Source organism: Spirosoma oryzicola, assembly GCF_021233055.1.
In the GTDB taxonomy this organism is placed as follows: domain Bacteria; phylum Bacteroidota; class Bacteroidia; order Cytophagales; family Spirosomataceae; genus Spirosoma; species Spirosoma oryzicola.
In genome coordinates this window covers 4,479,992-4,497,397 of sequence record NZ_CP089538.1, presented here as the reverse complement: position 1 = coordinate 4,497,397, position 17,406 = coordinate 4,479,992, and the positions used below count along the sequence as shown (strand labels likewise).

The 17,406-nt window shown below is 46.9% G+C and carries 15 protein-coding genes; all 15 read right to left on the bottom strand.

What is annotated here, in order from left to right:
- Positions 1–54 precede the first annotated feature (54 nt).
- The 15 genes from LQ777_RS19105 to LQ777_RS19035 all read right to left on the bottom strand — a co-directional run bounded on the left by LQ777_RS19105 (position 55) and on the right by LQ777_RS19035 (position 17,393).
- Positions 55–1,626 (bottom strand): hypothetical protein, encoded by a 1,572-nt coding sequence (locus LQ777_RS19105; protein ID WP_232559537.1) that lies wholly within the window; start codon positions 1,624–1,626, stop codon positions 55–57.
- 137 nt (positions 1,627–1,763) lie between these two features.
- Positions 1,764–3,011: a glycosyltransferase family 4 protein gene (locus LQ777_RS19100; protein ID WP_232559536.1), complete on the bottom strand. Its 1,248-nt coding sequence runs from the start codon at positions 3,009–3,011 to the stop codon at positions 1,764–1,766.
- Between the two features lie 366 nt (positions 3,012–3,377).
- Positions 3,378–4,172, bottom strand: coding sequence for a class I SAM-dependent methyltransferase (locus LQ777_RS19095; protein ID WP_232559535.1), 795 nt, complete (start codon positions 4,170–4,172; stop codon positions 3,378–3,380).
- A 45-nt stretch (positions 4,173–4,217) separates the two neighbouring features.
- A complete protein-coding gene (locus LQ777_RS19090) occupies positions 4,218–5,537 on the bottom strand; it encodes a glycosyltransferase family 4 protein (RefSeq protein WP_232559534.1) in 1,320 nt (439 codons plus the stop codon).
- A gap of 50 nt (positions 5,538–5,587) precedes the next feature.
- Complete coding sequence (locus LQ777_RS19085) at positions 5,588–6,469, bottom strand: glycosyltransferase family 2 protein (protein ID WP_232559533.1); 882 nt, start codon at positions 6,467–6,469, stop codon at positions 5,588–5,590.
- Positions 6,470–6,490: 21 nt separating this feature from the next.
- Positions 6,491–7,738, bottom strand: a complete 1,248-nt coding sequence (locus LQ777_RS19080) for an O-antigen ligase family protein (protein WP_232559532.1) — start codon at positions 7,736–7,738, stop codon at positions 6,491–6,493.
- Complete coding sequence (locus tag LQ777_RS19075) at positions 7,735–8,868, bottom strand: glycosyltransferase family 4 protein (protein WP_232559531.1); 1,134 nt, start codon at positions 8,866–8,868, stop codon at positions 7,735–7,737. Before LQ777_RS19075 ends, LQ777_RS19080 begins: the two co-directional genes overlap by 4 nt.
- Positions 8,865–9,797: a glycosyltransferase family 2 protein gene (locus LQ777_RS19070; RefSeq protein WP_232559530.1), complete on the bottom strand. Its 933-nt coding sequence runs from the start codon at positions 9,795–9,797 to the stop codon at positions 8,865–8,867. The genes LQ777_RS19075 and LQ777_RS19070 overlap by 4 nt, the downstream gene beginning before the upstream one ends.
- Before the next feature lie 42 nt (positions 9,798–9,839).
- Positions 9,840–10,679, bottom strand: a complete 840-nt coding sequence (locus LQ777_RS19065; RefSeq protein WP_232559529.1) for a glycosyltransferase — start codon at positions 10,677–10,679, stop codon at positions 9,840–9,842.
- A 74-nt stretch (positions 10,680–10,753) separates the two neighbouring features.
- A complete protein-coding gene (locus tag LQ777_RS19060; RefSeq protein WP_232559528.1) occupies positions 10,754–12,154 on the bottom strand; it encodes a flippase in 1,401 nt (466 codons plus the stop codon).
- A gap of 17 nt (positions 12,155–12,171) precedes the next feature.
- Complete coding sequence (locus LQ777_RS19055; RefSeq protein WP_232559527.1) at positions 12,172–12,516, bottom strand: cupin domain-containing protein; 345 nt, start codon at positions 12,514–12,516, stop codon at positions 12,172–12,174.
- Positions 12,516–13,499, bottom strand: coding sequence for an NAD-dependent epimerase/dehydratase family protein (locus LQ777_RS19050; protein ID WP_232559526.1), 984 nt, complete (start codon positions 13,497–13,499; stop codon positions 12,516–12,518). Before LQ777_RS19050 ends, LQ777_RS19055 begins: the two co-directional genes overlap by 1 nt.
- A 9-nt stretch (positions 13,500–13,508) precedes the next feature.
- Positions 13,509–14,261, bottom strand: coding sequence for a WecB/TagA/CpsF family glycosyltransferase (locus tag LQ777_RS19045; protein ID WP_232559525.1), 753 nt, complete (start codon positions 14,259–14,261; stop codon positions 13,509–13,511).
- Between the two features lie 35 nt (positions 14,262–14,296).
- Complete coding sequence (locus LQ777_RS19040) at positions 14,297–14,893, bottom strand: sugar transferase (RefSeq protein WP_232562874.1); 597 nt, start codon at positions 14,891–14,893, stop codon at positions 14,297–14,299.
- A gap of 196 nt (positions 14,894–15,089) precedes the next feature.
- Positions 15,090–17,393: a GumC family protein gene (locus LQ777_RS19035; protein WP_232559524.1), complete on the bottom strand. Its 2,304-nt coding sequence runs from the start codon at positions 17,391–17,393 to the stop codon at positions 15,090–15,092.
- Positions 17,394–17,406 lie beyond the last annotated feature (13 nt).

Below are 17,406 nucleotides of genomic sequence, written 5' to 3'. Positions count from 1 at the left end.
TGTTAAAAAGTTGAATGTCTATTTATACTTGTATTGCCGTTGATCGAAAGTAGATTAAAAAGCACATTCTAAGAGTCTATGACCTGACATCGCGATAGGCAATTCTCGAATCACTTTGACATGTCCTGTTTTAATAAAATGTTCTATTTGATAAACGTCCTGCTCGTCAACAACGTAGAAGCGTGGGTAACGATCGGCATTAAACTGATTGACTGGTACAATGCCGCTTACATTATATGTTTCCTTCATCGTTTGAAGAACCTTATAATTCACAGTTGCACTTTTGATGTTGTCAGGCCAGTCAGCAGTTTTCCAGTCCAATAAGAATGAAATGTTAGAACGCTTTTTGTGAAACCAGATCGGTAAAAAATAATCAGCCCGTTCGACAAAAACCGGGTATTCTGGCTTCAACTGTGGCAGGTAGGTTAAGATCTGGCTCGGAAATGGCGATTCCATTTTCGACACTTTGTAAAAAATAACGCCTGATAGCAACAGCGAATACGCTAACAGTAACCAGCCTAATTGTGGTAAAATACGGCGCTGACCCGCAAAGTGATAATAAGTATATACCAATTGATACATGATCAGCAACTGGCTAGGCCACATATACCGACCAAGTAGAATAGGCGTATGGAACAGAGAAACTATCAAGGCTATCAGCATCGTAGTCAGGTAGATGAACCCCGACAGTAAGAAAAACTGACGAGCTGGATCGTGACGTATCGTTTGGAAGCCTGCTTTCAGCATTGGTAGGGCCAGGTAAACAAATAAGCCTACTACCAGCACAACCTGTGCAATCGGGAACCAAGACGAGTAATCGAAGCCAGTTACTTTGATGGGAAGGCCTGGTATTAGGTCACCAAAAGCGCCGAAGAACGATTGAATAGTAGGAAAGGGAATCCATGAATGCGGATTACCAGCCTGCGACTGAATGACAAAATTTGGATACCAGCCGACCAGCCAGACTATGGCAATCAACCCATGCGTGGCCATTGGCAATAGATAATGTCGATTTTTCGACCAAAGTAGTAGACCTAAGAAAAAGGCGCCTGAAGCCGCTAGGTAAAACAGCCCGTAATTGTGGCAAAAAGCGATCATCATTCCAACAAAGGTCTGGAAAATTAGAAGTCGCTTGCTGGCAGGCCGACCAATGAGCTGTTGTAAAAGAATGAAGTACACGCAGCAAAGCGGAAACAAAAGTGCGTACTGACGTATACCGGTTGCATGGGCAAAGTTTTGGTAAGTCATGTATACCATGACTGAAATCAGTACGAAATTGGTAGCAGGGTCGCCAATCAGCCGGGTTGTGTACAGGAAAAATAAGCTGATTGTCGCGGCAAATAATAGGACGGATATGATCCGCAAAAACAGCGGGTCCAGATTAATGGTGTGACCAATCAACCAATAAAGATTGAAAAACAAAGGTGGATTTTGATCCATACTGCTGATCACTGCACTATTCATGTGCGTGAATGACGGATCAGAGACAAATACGTAGCTGAGGACTTCATCCATCCAAAGCCAGGGTTCTCTACAGACCAAACCGACAATAATACTAAGCGCAAAGAGGGTGAATAAACCGACGCTTAGCAACTGAATTTCCTCCTTCTGTTTCACCAAGACCATAGCCAATTAGTTTAATGGAATTATTCCAATGGGTGTTAATCTTGAAGGGGCTTATACAACAAGACAGTGTACCAGCCCCTGACCAATTTAGCTTACAGCAACGGTGAAAAGTATTTGGAAAGGTTCCACTACGAACCTTACTCAATTTGAGTCATTGCGGGAGCAGTACGACGGAGCTTGTTTGATCCAGCTATCGTGTCCGCGCTACACTTCTGATAAAGGTCAAGGTACTGATCTGCAATAGTTTTTAGAGCAAATCGTGTTTTAACGGCTTCGATGGCATTGCTCGACAACTGTGCGTACAGGGCTTGGTCAGAAAGAAGTCTGTCCGCTGCGGCCACCATCTCGTCAACATTCGTAATATCCACCAACAAGCCGCCATCCTGCACAACCCAGGGTACGGCCCCGCTGAACTTACCCGCCACAACCGGAACACCGTAGCTCATGGCTTCTGCCAGCACCATCCCAAACGATTCTTCTTTCGACGCATGTAGAACGAGCGTACTCTGAGCGATTTTAGCCAATACATCGGCATAAGGTATCGACCCGAAAAGGACGATGTTCGACATATCAATAGCGTGCTCCTGGCAGAACTTAACCGCTTCGCCGTCGGGTTCGAAGGCATCACCCATGCCCCATAGAACAGTTTGCGGATACCGCTCTTGCAACGCTTTAAAGGTTAGCAGCGCGTTGCCACAGTTTTTACGCTTTTCCCAGCCGTTTACAATAAGGCTGATAACTGGCTTATCGGGTATTGTCGTTCGACCGGTCACGTTGGGAATTGGGACGGGATTGCCAACGACGTGTACTTTCGCCGATGTCCATTCGCTAACCGACTCTGCCATGTAGGGCGATACCGCTGTAAACCACCGGCCCCGATTAAAAACATAGCGTGCCAGCATAAACATGAATACCCGTTCCAGCGTACGTATGTAGCTCAGGATCGTTCTGGCATTGTCGTGTACTGTTATCAGCGTATTTGGATTATAATCCAATGCCGCCAGCGCAAATTCATACGTCCAGTGAGCGTGGACAACCTCTGGTTTAAACTGGTTGAGCAGTTCTAAAATATGTTTCCGCTCAAACCGAAAGAAATCCGCTGTACGGCCCATGCGTCGACCGTTTGGCCGAAAAATACGTTTGCGGCTAGGCGCTATGACGTACGTGAGCAGTCCTTTCGTATAAATGTAAGGCGCATCGTCGTCGTTCATCGCAGGGTCAATCGTAATGGCGAGCACCCGATGGCCACGACTGATGTATTCTTTGATGAGACTACTTACTAAAGGAGCTCCTGCCCGACCTTTAGGACACGATTGATGCTGTTGCAGCTCAGACTCTGACAACAGGTCTTTTGTGGCAATCGGACCTACTACGCCAATATACATGCTATGTTATGTTTTGGACAGGGCCAACAACGCCAACTGACGGCGTTGATCAAGCATTTTCCTGTCTACTGGGATTCACTTGTCGTGATTGTAAAAATTATCAGCTTACATGAACAAATCAACATTGATAAAAATAATTTGTTCGACATTGATTTTCTGATCAGCTGAAAAAGTCAACGTCAAACATGAGTATCGTAGTTGTCTGATAATAAGATTCTTGAAAAGTGAAAAATGGTTGAAGATGAACAAGACAGGCATGCATGACCAATAAACGAATCTGCTGGCGGTGCTGACGAACAAAGTCAATGACTTCGTAATCTTCAGGATAACAGCGTTGTACATCGGATAGCTTACCCGTTGGCCTGTTTATTTCTTACCAAAGAACACTTTTCTGTAATTCGTCGCTAAGGGGTTTTGGGAAAGAACGGGCGGGAAAAGAACGTATTTATGAACCGTATCTTTGTCAAAGTATTCTTCATTGACGGCTGTTACATCAAACCCACAATTGGCTAGTATATCGACGAAATCGTTGCCATAGATACGCAAGTGATCGTACTGACCAAATATACGCTCCCGCTCTTTGGGGTCCGTGATTGTCAGATCTTCCTGCGTAACATCCAGACCATCTTTTTGCGGAACGGTAAAAATGCAGTAGCCGCCTGGTTTCAAAACACGGTATACTTCCTGGATCGCCTTTATGTGGTCTGGTACGTGCTCAAGCACATCGCAGGCAATGACACAATCGTACGACTGATCAGCCACCGTCTTCATATTCGAAATGTCGAGGTTGAAGTCGATGTTCTTGTAAGAGTACCCCTCCGTGAAGAAGTCGGCAGTCTTGTACAAACTAGCTCGGGAACGAATCATTTTCTCCAGTTTCTTTTCCGGGGCAAAGTGCAGAACGTTTTTACCGTCGATGATTTTTTCGAAACTGAAATTATTCAGTAAAGAGAGAGAGGCTACTAACAGGCGGTGACGAACCGTTGAGTAACAGTTGGGGCAGATGCAGTACAAGTGCCAGGAGTCGCTGGTAAGCTTATTGGCTTTATAGTGACAGATGTTGCATTCTACGTCGCTTCCGGCAATGTTATAATAAACTTGAGACGTCATCAAATAAGTCTCTTTAACATTCTGCTTGATCGCTCTTAGTGTCTCTTTCATATCCATTAGAGTTGATACTAAACGGTTGGTAAAGCTAATCAGGGTTTATTTACTATTGGTGTTAGGAATTTCAGAACTGACAAGGGGCGCTGCGTCGGCTGTTTGAACAGGTTTGCCATGTTGACTCGAGGCTAGCATCGCCGGATACAGATCGTCAATGAAACGTCTTATTTTTTTATCCCACAGTTGAGTTTGGGCAAAGGCGTAACCAGCACGGCCCATAGATAGCCGTTCGGTGGGGTGGTTGTACATCCACTCGACCGCTGCCGCTAATTCGGCTACTACCTGCTCTTCGGTAGTTATTGCAACTCGAATACCTGTTGTGTCGTCAACCAGTTCGGCTTGTCCGTGAAGCTTCAGCGTAATTACTGGTAAGGAATAAGCCATCGCTTCGAGTAACTGATGGGGACATGAATCGCGCAGGCTGGTGAAGAAAAAAACGTCTGACTGCTCGTAGAATTCTTTCACCTCCTGAAACGTCACGTGGCCCGCCCAGTTCACCCGATTTTCAACGCCGTATTGCTTGATATACTGCGGGACATACTCGGCCATTTCGCCTTTTCCGCCCACAATCGTCAGACTAACGGGAATAGCTGGGTTCACTTTACCAAGTGCCTGAATGGTAAGTTCCAATGCTTTTCGGGGAAGCATACGACCTACCCAAAGCAACTTTAAGGGCTGATTGAAATCTGGATTACGCTCAATCGCCTGCGATGGAATAAAGGTGCTGGCTAACCCCGCGTCCCAGATGCGTTCGATGGGGCGGTCTGGACGCAGACGACGGGCTAGCGCAAACGTGTCCATATTTGTCACAATGACTTGATCCGCTGATTTTACGGATTTGTAAAACCCTGGATTCGTGTATTCAAGCACTTTGCCGACCCAGTCGCGCATCCATTCGCGGGACCAGTACTGACCAAAATAACGCTTGAAAGCTTTAGGAGCCCGTTGCCCGCCCCCGACAGGGCCGAACACAAACGGTTTGCGCAGCTTGTACATAAAGCTACCCAACTGAATACTACCGTAGGTTACGTGATGGACCAAATCAAACTTGTGGCTTTGGTCCAGCTTCTTTGCCAGTTTGTAAGCCGTCCACTGCCAGTAAATGTAATGGAAGTACATCCCGATCAGATTTGAATTACAGAACTTGTCCACCCAGTCGGGTACAAGCACATAATGAACCGTCAGATTCGGGAAAAAACCATTGGCCTGAATCGATTCAATAGAAGCTTTACCGTCTTTTTTGGTTAGACAGTGCACCTCCATATTATTCAGACTTAAGGTCGTTGCGTACGTCCAGCCTGTTCCTTCTTCGGAACCCCAGTTAGGAATGCAGGCGTAGGCAGATAGCAGAACTTTCTTCATACCACTAAATTGGATATAGCAGCGATTAGCCAACAGAGGCTAATTGCCAATTAAGCTTTCATCAATCTGATTTTTCGCAGTAAAAAACCAGCGCAAATCCGGCCTACGTCGAAGAAAAAGTAAAGTAGCTTCGTTTTAGAATGCGCAATGGCAAAATTATAGCGAACGGTCAGATTGGTCATTGACTTGACAGAGGTGAAGCCGTTGATAAACTGCTTGAGAGTCACGCCCTTTTCCACCTGAATACCCGTTGCCGCTACGAATTCGTAGACAATGCTTTTTGCGTTGACAATAAGGTGGTAACCCGCTTTACGTGCCCGAAGCGAAAACTCGATATCGGCCATGTAGTGGATGTAATTTTTCGAATCGAATAAGCCGATCTTATCAAAGACTTCCATCGGAATCAGCGTACCCCGGCCCGGTAGCGAATGCGATTCAACGTAGGTCTTTTTGCTAATTAATTCTGGATAGCTGTACTGATAATCTTCTGCCAGATGCCGTCCGCTGGCCGTGTACAATTCCATGTACGTACCCGCAAACTCAAGCTTATCCGGATTGTTACTATCCACGCTGACGGAGCCGATCAAACAAGGTTTGTGTTGCTTGTAGGCGTCGAGCAGTGTTTGCAAATAATCGTTATTGACCCGTGTGTCGTCGTTCAGGGTAAGCACAAAATTTTCCTGCGTCTTATCCAGATGTTCGAGCGCATAACGGATCCCCCAGTTCGTTGCTTCGGCCCACCACAGATTTCCATCACCTTTCAGAACTACTACGTTCGGAAACTCGTGGTAAATCATTTCATCGGTTCCATCCGTAGAACCGTCGTCGACCACAATGATCTGAAAATTGCGGTAGGTCTGGGTGTGCAAACACGACAGACACTCACGCGTGTACGCTTTACGGTTATGAACAGGAATGACAATACTAACCATGGTTGTATAAATTGAGCCAGTCTAGATGGCTATCGTTTTCGGAGAATCATACTCATCAATGTCCTCATCCTCTATCGCTACTTCTTCATGTTCGGGAGAATCAAGCGGAGGGTGGAGACCGTAAAACATGCTGACGCCAACGAAACCCCAGAAGTAAACAGGTTCCTGATACGAGATTCCATATACGACCCCACTGACAAGAAAGCCAAAGAGTACGAGTTGATCTACGGTCAGCACACGACGGGAAAAGTACAAAGCTATGATGGCGCTTAACATCAATATCAGATTGATGGCGAGGCCAAAGGCTCCGTAGTTATAAAGCATATCTACGTACTGAGAGTGAATGATCGTTCCTTTGTCCGGAAAGTCTTCGTTCTCCATGATTTCGCCCCGGTCGTATCCTTCGTAGCGCCAGCCAAAAATCGGCTTCTCCGGCACCTGACTCAGATAGTACGTACTCTGCTCCACGCGCCAGCTACCCGTGTTATCTTCTTTTGGATCGAATATACCGTTGATATTCTCCATGAACGAAGTCACTTTGGATTCGGGCAACAGATCGGTAAATGGCAACGAAATGGCCAGCATGATGGTGAACAGGATAAGGGTCCGCCAAACGGGCAGCGGGTTGATTGTAACCTTTCCCAGAAACGATATACCGACAATTACCGAAGCCGCCACTACAGCTGCCGAGATAACCGTTCGGTGCAGCAAGAAGATGATAATGAACAGCGTAAACAATGACGCCATGAGTTGCCTTAATCGACGCTCTCTTAAGTAGAGTACCAGGTAGTAAATAAAGGGTATGACCAGATAAAGCGCATCCGGCGATAATGTTGTCCGGCTTTCAGACGTCAGGTTGTAGCTGAAAATTTGGCCTAACAAAAGCTGGTTGAAAAAGAAAAAGCCAAAAATCAGATAAACGGCGTATTCTATTTTCAACAGACCTGCTCTACTGGCAAGATAATAACAGCATAGGGCTACTCCGCAGTAAGCAAAACGCTTAATGACAAAGTAGGAGTACACAAACTGGTCGTATTCGTACTTTGATTCCAGCACCAGCAAAATTACGCTCAGGACGAGAACCCAGGCCATTACTTTATAAAAGCCAGGCAATTCGAAGTAGTAGCGTACAAAAATTGCCATGGCGATGAGCGGTGACAGATTTGTAAGCGCATTCAACAGGGCACTACCGTGATTACCAGCGTAAGTCGACGCACTCAGCCCAAACAGCATGGTGAACAAAGCGATTCGAGCAATCCAGATATTCATGCTGCTTGTCCGGTTTGGTTATAAAATGAAATCAACTTGGCCAACGTCTTGTAGTGATCAAAATTGTTACCCGCGTAAGCTGACTGAGCATTCACGAGTTGTGTCCGTTTTTCAGGGCTGAAATATGTAGCTATTTCGTCCGCTAGTGCTTTTACATCGGTTCCTTGTAAAAGCCCAAAGTGATCCGGCAGCATTTCCGGAATGCCACCAACGGGCAAAGCCAGTACGGGCGTTTTGACCGCAAAAGCCTCAATAATCGAGTACGGGCAGTTATCATTCAGCGCTGTATGCACGTACAGATCAGTTTGGGCCACCAACTGCCAGGGGGTCTGCTGCTGACCATAAAATTTGACCTGTTTACTCAGATCAAGCTTTTCGACCAGTTGTTCGTACTCGGCCCGTTTAGGACCATCGCCGATTAACCAAATGACAAAATCACTGATTCCCCGCTTGCGCAGCTCGTCGCCAATCTGAATCAACAATTTCTGATTCTTACGTTCATCAATATAACCAACGTTGCTGATGATCAGCTTATTGGCTGTAGAAAGATCTTTTGCACTAGGGACTGCCTTAATACTAACGGTGTTGTACAAGATGATTCTGTTCGCGTCGGCAGGCAGCAGGTGTTTGGACTTGCTGTACGCATAATTCGAAACAAACACGTAACTCTTGATGTGCGAAAATAAATACGTGTACCACTTGACGAATCGTGCTGCAAGCCCGGTTTTGAGCTTATACTTCTGGATGATCTCACTGGCTGGATCGTCGTTAAAATGACACGTCATAACAACCGGTACCTTTTCGCGCAAAGCCAGATGCGCAGCGGCTCCCGACTTCGCATCCTGTGCGTGAATCAGATCAGGCTTGTCTATTTTCTTGCTACGAATAGCCATGTACATGCCCGTAAACTGAGCGAACTCGTAGTACAAAGCACGACCAGCATTGCCAAACAACGGCATGATCCTGAATAATACCGCCAGCACTTTGCGCCAGAGAAATGGAGTATCCGACGCGTCAACAATACTAACCTGTACGCCCTGGTTTCTTAAATCCTGCGCCAGGGTGTTGTAATACGTAACAACGCCCGAAGGTGAATGTGAGGCCAGTACTGTTACGATAAGCACGTTCATTTTTGTCCTAAAATAACTCTGGGTTTTTCGTTATCAAACACGCCAAACCAGCCATCCAGATAAGCGGCTGTATAGAACTTGATTCGCTTTACTTTATGGTCATCGTGCAGAATGACGTTGAGCAACTGCGCTGATAAGGTCTTGATGAAACTACCCGTCAGTCGGGCTTTATGGATTGGCTTTAGATCGGACCAGGGTTCGCGTTTCAGCCAGACACTATTCCGAATGCCGTAAAAACGAATCCACAACTTGTCAATCGGGTACGTTGTAACGGATGGTTTAGCCGCCTGATAGTGATCAATCCGAGCGGAGTGCAATAAGGCAATTTTACCAACTTTCCGTTTCAGCCGCAGGCTATACTCTACGTCGTCGTAATGAATAAAAAACTCGGGGCGGGGTAAGCCGATGGCCGATACAGAACGATAGGGGAGCAGCAAACCAACAAAAGACGCGTAATCTATTTCGGAGATGGCTTCTTCGGAAACACCGTATTCCAATGGGCTTTGTATCGTGGCAAGGTTTGGGCTATAGGTTAGGTTAGCCCGGTGGGATACGGGTACTTTACCGTCTTCGTAAACCGTTGGAGCCAGCCCTGCGTATTTCTCTTTATCAGGAATAGCGAGTAGCTTCTCCAGACACTTTTCTTCCGGGCAGCAATCGTCGTCCATAATCCAGAACCAATCGGATTTCTCCTCATAGCCATATTTGAGGGCATGATGAAATCCGCCAGCTCCTCCCAGATTGACCTTATTAATAATCGTGCATACGTCGGTTTGCTCAGATAGCCAGTCCGCTGTACCATCCGTACTACCATTATCAAAGACAATGATGCTACTCAATGGGTACGACTGCTTCCGCAAACTGCCAATGCAACGTTTTAAATCGGTAAGCCGGTTGAAGGTTACTACGACGGCTGCAACAGTTTCCATGTTAATCAATTGTAGACAAAGTAAATAGTATTGGCTGCGGGACTATTTATTCAGCAGCCGGTACAAGCGCACGGTTAAAATGTGATTCGGCTTTTTACCAAAATAGTTGAACAAACTATCAATGGTTGCTTCTCCGTACAGAAGAAAGTTATAAACCCGATTTTTGCGTTTAGCAATCATTTGTTCCGTCAGGGCTCTTAGCGACCAGTGGATAAACAAAAGCCAACCAAACTTACCACCGTGGATGTTTTGAAGGATCCGACGCTGGTTGCGTACCGCATAATACTGCTTCCAGGCACCCGGCCAGGGAATGCCATTGCGGTCGAAGGAGGGAGGATGATAGAATACCGAACTTGGAACCGTTACAACAGGAAACCCCATTTTTTCGGCCCGCGTCATGTATTCTACTTCATCACCCCAAATAAACAGTTTCCGATCAGGTAACCCAATTTTCTCGACAACCTTGGCGTTGATGAGCGTTCCATTAAAAAAGGAAGCTACTCCGTACACCAGATCGAATTGAGTCATGTCGGCTACTTTTCGGTACGACTGATTGGGTCGATCTACGTGAAAGGCTAGTTCGCTGTGATCCGTCGTGCTGACCGACACCGAATTTTTTATGCAAGGACCCATGGCGGGTGATGCCATTAGTTGCGCGAGCGCTGTTGGAGCCGCCAGACAATCATCGTCCATACACCAAAACCAGTCGAAGCCAGCCTTGTGTACTGTGTCGATGCCCGTTGCAAAACCGCCCGCCCCGCCTAAATTGGCCTGGGTTACCACCGTTAACTCCGACTGCTCAGCTAACCAGTTGTCCGTTCCATCTGTGCTGCCATTGTTAACCACGACGATCTCACTTAGCTTACAAGTCTGTTGGCGCAAACTTGTAATGCATTTCTTCAAATCCTCAAGCCTGTTATACGTGACTACTACTGCTGCAACAGTTTCCATCAGAACTATTTAAATAGCGTTGTTAATCGAGTTTTGCTGAAGGTCACGGCTTCTTTTAGGTATGATAGATTTATAACTTCAACTCCTTTGTTACGTAAGTAAATGTACATTGACAGCGTAATGTAGGCTTCGGCGGCTACCCAGGCATACGCTGCTCCGACATAGCCCATTCTGTCAATCAACATCGTATTCAACGCTAATCCCACTACAGATCCAATGGCTGTAATGCGGAAAAACGCTTTGTCCATGCGCAGATTCAACATGGTGTGCAGACCCAGAAGATTACTGATACCAATCATAATTGGTAACAGTGATACAATGCGTAAGACCAGAATGGCATCGTGAAATTTGCTGCCATACAGTAGATCAATAAACCAGGGAGCCACTATCCAGAGCCCTGCGGACATCAGGATCATCAAAAGTGCCAGCGGAAAAAACGTTGTTCGTACAATACGCAGCCCTTCTTCGCGACCTGTCCCAAATGCACTAGCCACAATCGGAAAAAACGCTTGGTTGAGCGCCATCGAAACAAATGAGCGGGAAAGCGTTTCGAGTCGTGTACCGGCCGAAAAAATACCCACATCATACGGATTGCTAAGCAGCCCCAGTAAAAAGACAGTTGAGCCAGCATACAACGTGATCATGACAGACGAAAAGAACAACGTACTGTCTTCGCGAAACCGATTTACAAACTGCTGTAACGTTGGCCAGGTAAACGTTAAGTTGAACCGGCTGAGCGCTACTTTAAACGCAATGACACTGACCACGATCTGAGCGATACTAATGGACAGATTCTGGTAAATATAATCTTCGGGTTTTCTGATCAGCAGAAATACCGATAAGGAGAAGATTACTTTGACGACCAGATTAAAAATAGCTACTCTCCCCAAATCTTCCATCGCCTGATAAAGCCAGACGGGAAAAAGAACAGTGCCTATACACATCAGATACGTACAGATGTGAAGTACAAGGTGTTCCCTAAATTCAGCAACGAAGTAAGAAAGCGTGCCGAAAATCAACGTTGACAACACCCACAGTACGGCTTTACCCGCAATCACTTCACTGAAGATCCGGTTGACATGTGCTTTATCGGATCGGTTGGCCGCGATAGATCGCAGGGATGCCGTTTCAAAACCGTAATTGATCAGTAATGTAAAATAGGCTACATAGGCTTGTGAGAAATTGAGTAAGCCTAATCGTTCTGGTCCAATGATCCGCACAACGTACGGTACGGTAAGCAGAGGTAATAACATGTTTGCTACCTGAACGCTGAACAGCGATGCTACGTTGATCGCAAACCGCTTCAAGATGGGTCTCGATAAAACGGGTTGTTTTTCAGCTACTGGTGTAGCAACAGCTGCGTTCACATCCGTCGAATCGTTATCTGACACCTCTTTACTAAGCATAATACCTCAATTGCAAGTTATTCTGTTGCCACGCCAAAATACACGTATTCCAAAGGGGCGTCGCCGGTGGCTTCCAGACGATGTAGAACTCCCGCTGGAATTCTGACGAACACACCATGATGCAAAGGAATCGCTTGATCACCAACAAAGTAGACGCCTGTACCATTCAGGAAGAAAAAGCATTCCTCCATCGTTTGGTGCGAATGTAAATCACAATAATCCGTCGGGGCAAAGTGCCCGTAAGCAACCTGCGTTATGTTGGACGGAGTATCGTTGTTGCGCAGAAAAACCTGCTTAACCCCTTGAGCATGAGCTGTTACCTCACGCTCAAGATTGGTTAGTGTAGCAGTGATACGTTCCATTACGCTTCAACCGGGACAAGCACTTTTTTCTGAACTTGTTCCGTAATCCAGTCGTAGGTTTTCTCAACACCCTTGCGAAGTGGAGTCGATGGAGCCCAACCTAGTTTTTCCTGAATCAAGTGGTTGTCAGAATTACGGCCTCTAACACCAAGTGGACCCGGAATATTATTGATTGTCAGGTTTTTGCCTGAAATGTCAATCACCATTTTCGCGAAGTCGTTCAGCGAGATCATTTCTTCTGAACCCAGGTTAACCGGACCCGAGAAATCCGAATTCATCAACCGACGGATACCATCAACACATTCATCAACGATCAGGAACGAACGAGTCTGCTGACCATCACCCCAGATTTCGATTGAACCGCCATCTTCGGCCATCGCTACCTTCCGACATACTGCCGCAGGTGCTTTTTCACGACCGCCATCCCAGGTACCTTGTGGACCAAAGATATTGTGGAAGCGAGCGATACGGGCTTCGATACCGTGGTTCTTTTGGTAAGCAAGGAACAGGCGTTCCGAGAATAGTTTTTCCCAACCATACTCGCTGTCAGGAGCCGCTGGATAAGCTGACTCTTCCGAGCATTTTGGGTTATTGGGGTCCATTTGGTTGTACTCAGGGTACATGCAAGCCGACGACGAGTAGAAGATACGCCGAACACCTTTGTCTTTTGCCGCTTCCAGAATGTTCAGATTGCAAAGAACCGAGTTGTGCATGATGGCAGCATCATTCGTACCAGTGAAGACGAAGCCAGCACCTCCCATATCAGCAGCCAACTGGTATATTTCGTCAAGATCAGCCGTAACGACTTTGCTGGCTACGAGCGGATCCCGAAGGTCACCAATGACGAACTCATCCGAGTTGTTGTTGTCGTATTCGTTCTCTTTGATATCGACACCGCGAACCCAGTAACCTTCCGATTTGAGTCGATTTACTAAGTGACCCCCAATGAAGCCACCGGCACCACAGACGAGCGCTTTTTTCATAATTGTGTACTATTTAACGGGTGAGAAAACTTCTTTAATATTGAGCAAAATGAAAAGCGGAACAATTTCTAAATACCTCTTGTACAGCCGCTTTGGTTCTGCCATGAGTCTAAACAACCATTCCAACGAAAGGCGCTGCATCCAGCTTGGTGCCTGCGCTACCCGGTCGGTATGAAAATCAAAGGCAGCACCAACCGTTACGATGAAATTAACCTTTGTCCATTGGGCCAGCCGTCGGGCAAATCGTTCCTGCTTTGGGGTGCTCAGGCCAATCCACACAATGTTTGCCCCTGAGCTATTAATGGTTTCGGCCAGGGCCTTAAACTCATCGTCCGACATCTCACGGAATGGAGGACAGAAGGTTCCTACTACCTGTGAGTTACCAAACTTTTTGGCAACAGCTGCCTTTAGTTCATCGGCTACACCTTCTTTACCCCCGCACAAAAAGTGTTTAACTGGTTTATTAGCACTATTTGCAAACACATACCGGAATACGTCAGGGCCGTAGCAACGGGTCATCTGTTGTGCTCCTTTGAGTTTTCCAACCCAGACGCCAGGCATACCATCAGGCAGATTCCAGTAGAACGAATCCAGAACGGCTTTGAAGTCGGGCTCTTTAAAAGCGGTGACTAAACCATGAGCGCCTGTGGCACTGACGCAGTAATTAGAACGAGGCAATGCCGGATCGCACTGCTGAACCATTTCACTTACGGCTGAATCCAGCCCGGCATCATAGAGATCTACTTGTAGAACTTTAGCCATAGAATTGATAACTGGTATTGAGGTCTACAAATGGATTACCAAGCGTTCTTATTACCATTGATGGCTGACTTTACTGTCCACCAGCAAATTCGCGCATCCAAACGGGTTGATTGCTTATGGATGTACAGGTGATCGTACCGGACCCGGATCTTCATCTTGTACAGTTCGTCGGTTTCACCGCGCGCTCCCCGTGCCTGCGCAAGGCCCGTAATACCAGGACGCACAGCGTAGCGCTCGCGGTAGCCAGGTAAACTATCCCAGTGCTTGGCATCTAGTGGAAGCGGGTGGGGGCGTGGTCCTACTACGCTCATGTGCCCTGCCAGTACATTCAGAAACTGAGGCATTTCATCAAGATTCGTCTTGCGTAGTATTTTGCCGATACGCGTTACCCGATCATCGCCGAATCTAGCTTGTTTAAAGTCTGCACCGGGTTCATACCGCATTGTCCGAAACTTCAGACACGGGAAGACACGCCCACTTCTTCCCGTTCGCGGTTGTATGAAAAAGGCAGGACCCCGCGAGTTCATCTTGATGAGTATAGCTATAAGCGGTATTAGCCAACTAAGAATAGCCACTGATACCAAGCTAGCTACTGTTATGTCGAATACCCGCTTTTTAATTCCACTGATCATTCTGCTGGTATTTGGACGCGTTTGAACGTCGTAGTCTAGATACAGGTCGATTGTTTTGCCATTGGTAGAAGCCTGCATATGAATTACTAGTTATGTTCACAGTGTTGGATTAGCCTGTTGTTTAATAGGGTTCGCCCGAAGGCGCTGGTTCAGCTTTTTGAAAGGCCAAACGCTCGGTTAGAATCAGGATCGCGGGCTACTTGTACGAGTAGCTATTTTTGTAACCATGATTAAAATGGTATGCGCTTGCGTCGCTACCACCTACCGCATTCAGAATGATACTCATGTTTTGGAAGCGCTGTTCGCGGTAAAGCGTATTCAGCATTTTCAAACTTTGTAAGGGCGTTACGCCATGACGAATAACGAACAGTGTGCTATCGGCATACGGAGCAACGATTTGGGCGTCAGTCACTACGCCGACTGGCGGAGCATCCATGATGACATAGCGGAACTGTTGGCGTAACGACTGCAATAATTGCTTAATGGCCGGACCACTCAATAGTTCCGATGGATCTGGTGGTAGAGGACCACTCGGAATAAGGAAGTAGTTAGGATAACCTGGAATGGGTTTCAGGATTTCTCCTATAGTCGCTTCTCCGTTCAGGTAGTTGCTCAACCCAATCGAGTTGTCAATGTTGAATGACTGGTGCAGACGAGGCATCCGCATGTCCATTTCTAAAATGACGGTCGGCTGGCGTAACAAAGCGAGACTGGCGCCTAGATTCAGTGACAGAAAGGATTTTCCTTCACCACTGATGCTGGACGTGAACAGCATCACCTGACTTTCCTCCGAATCATGTTTATCGATGTTGAGGTTCGTACGGATCGCCCGAATCTGTTCGGCAATAACCGACCGATTGTTTGGTGCTACCACTAACACGTCACGGTGCTTCTTGCTCATTACCTCTCCCATGATGGGTACCTGCGTAACTTCCTCGACATCGCCCCGACGCATCACCCGCGTATTCATGGCACGTTTACCGGCGATAGCTGCCGTTGGTACCAGCAGACCGACTAACCCAAACAGGGCGTAGATAACAATACCTACTGGCTTAACTGGGCTGATGCTACTCTTGGCGGCATCAATAGTACGGCTATCCGATATTGTAGCCGCAAACGTGACCGCCATTTCTTCGCGCTTCTGCAACAGGTACGTGTACAGATTATTTTTGATGGTTTGCTGACGGGTAATATCCATCAGGGTACGCTCTTGCTTTGGAATCTTCCGGATAACACTTTCCAGATTCTGGTTTTGAGCGACGTACTGCTGTTGCGAACGGCTGAGCATAGACTTCATGGTCTTGATGTTATGCTCAATGTTGTTCTTCGTATCCTTGATCTGGTTGTCAATAATCTGGAGGTTTGGGTTTTCCTCCGACGTTGTTTGGATCAGTTCCTTACGCTTAAGCTCCAGCTGAGACAGCTTGTCGATCTGACCCAAGAGGGCCGGATCATTCAAACCAACCGTTGCGGGGGTACTACCCCGTTTATCAGACTTATCGTTGACAAACTCCTGTAGATCGTTGAGTGCCGCCAATTGAATGGTCACCTGATTGAGCTGCGCGTCGTTCTGTTGAGCGGTTTGCAACATTGTCTGCGCTTGTGAGCTAAGATCAGTAATGCCCAGTGTAGACTTATACTGCTCTACGTTTCTCTCAACCGAGGACAGCTCGCTCGACACCATATTCAGTCGGTTCTCGATGAACTTGAGCGTATTAGCAGTTACTTTGCTTTTATCGGCAATGGCCGCCTGGTTATATTCATTGATAAGGCTATTCAGAATGGCTTCCCCTTTCTGAGGTACGGGATCTTCGAGCGTAAGATGAATAACCGCAGATGTTTTGCTCGTTGGTTCTGCCTTCAGATTACCCAGGTACAAGCCAACAGCCGCAGCTTGTGGCATGACCTGCACCAGCATCGGTGCCGTTTCGGCGCTTATCGGCTTGCGGGTCATAACGCGCATAGTGCCCAGCGGTGTCTGGATGCGTTGGTTTAGCGGGTAAGTCTGGTTGTTGATCTGAATAGACTGGCTAGACGGAAAAGACACCTCAAGCATCTTCTTGTAGAGCTCGGGTTTGCCTGATTCAACGAGTAACCAAATTGGCGAATCGCCGTAAATCTCCCGTTTGCCGAAAGACGCTTTTCGGTAGTAGCGGGTATCCAGATGCAGGTTTGTCACCACCCGATCCATAAGCATTGACGAATGGATTACTTCCAGTTCATTTTCAACTGCCTTTTTGGGCGAGTACGTTTCCAGTTCTTTCAGTGGCGTATTATCTACTGTACCCCGCTTTTCGTCTTGAAGCATAAGACTAGCCTGGATACGGTAAATAGGCTGCTTGTAAAGCAGGTACGCATAAGCACCTGCCAGTGCCAGGGCTAGCGACAGCACGAACCACGGCCAGTGTCGGAAGTAAGGTAGTAAGTAGGTACGCAGGGGGGACTCCTGCGACTCGACTACCTGATAATTAGCGTACGAATGTGCCGATTTGGATGCCATATCAATTAAAAGT

What these genes read in the sequence shown, in the direction of transcription:
- LQ777_RS19105 (WP_232559537.1), bottom strand. Translation starts at nt 1,626, where the DNA reads ATGGTCTTGGTGAAACAGAAGGAGGAAATTCAGTTGCTAAGCGTCGGT.
- LQ777_RS19100 (WP_232559536.1), bottom strand. Translation starts at nt 3,011, where the DNA reads ATGTATATTGGCGTAGTAGGTCCGATTGCCACAAAAGACCTGTTGTCA.
- LQ777_RS19095 (WP_232559535.1), bottom strand. Translation starts at nt 4,172, where the DNA reads ATGAAAGAGACACTAAGAGCGATCAAGCAGAATGTTAAAGAGACTTAT.
- LQ777_RS19090 (WP_232559534.1), bottom strand. Translation starts at nt 5,537, where the DNA reads ATGAAGAAAGTTCTGCTATCTGCCTACGCCTGCATTCCTAACTGGGGT.
- LQ777_RS19085 (WP_232559533.1), bottom strand. Translation starts at nt 6,469, where the DNA reads ATGGTTAGTATTGTCATTCCTGTTCATAACCGTAAAGCGTACACGCGT.
- LQ777_RS19080 (WP_232559532.1), bottom strand. Translation starts at nt 7,738, where the DNA reads ATGAATATCTGGATTGCTCGAATCGCTTTGTTCACCATGCTGTTTGGG.
- LQ777_RS19075 (WP_232559531.1), bottom strand. Translation starts at nt 8,868, where the DNA reads ATGAACGTGCTTATCGTAACAGTACTGGCCTCACATTCACCTTCGGGC.
- LQ777_RS19070 (WP_232559530.1), bottom strand. Translation starts at nt 9,797, where the DNA reads ATGGAAACTGTTGCAGCCGTCGTAGTAACCTTCAACCGGCTTACCGAT.
- LQ777_RS19060 (WP_232559528.1), bottom strand. Translation starts at nt 12,154, where the DNA reads ATGCTTAGTAAAGAGGTGTCAGATAACGATTCGACGGATGTGAACGCA.
- LQ777_RS19055 (WP_232559527.1), bottom strand. Translation starts at nt 12,516, where the DNA reads ATGGAACGTATCACTGCTACACTAACCAATCTTGAGCGTGAGGTAACA.
- LQ777_RS19050 (WP_232559526.1), bottom strand. Translation starts at nt 13,499, where the DNA reads ATGAAAAAAGCGCTCGTCTGTGGTGCCGGTGGCTTCATTGGGGGTCAC.
- LQ777_RS19045 (WP_232559525.1), bottom strand. Translation starts at nt 14,261, where the DNA reads ATGGCTAAAGTTCTACAAGTAGATCTCTATGATGCCGGGCTGGATTCA.
- LQ777_RS19040 (WP_232562874.1), bottom strand. Translation starts at nt 14,893, where the DNA reads ATGATCAGTGGAATTAAAAAGCGGGTATTCGACATAACAGTAGCTAGC.
- LQ777_RS19035 (WP_232559524.1), bottom strand. Translation starts at nt 17,393, where the DNA reads ATGGCATCCAAATCGGCACATTCGTACGCTAATTATCAGGTAGTCGAG.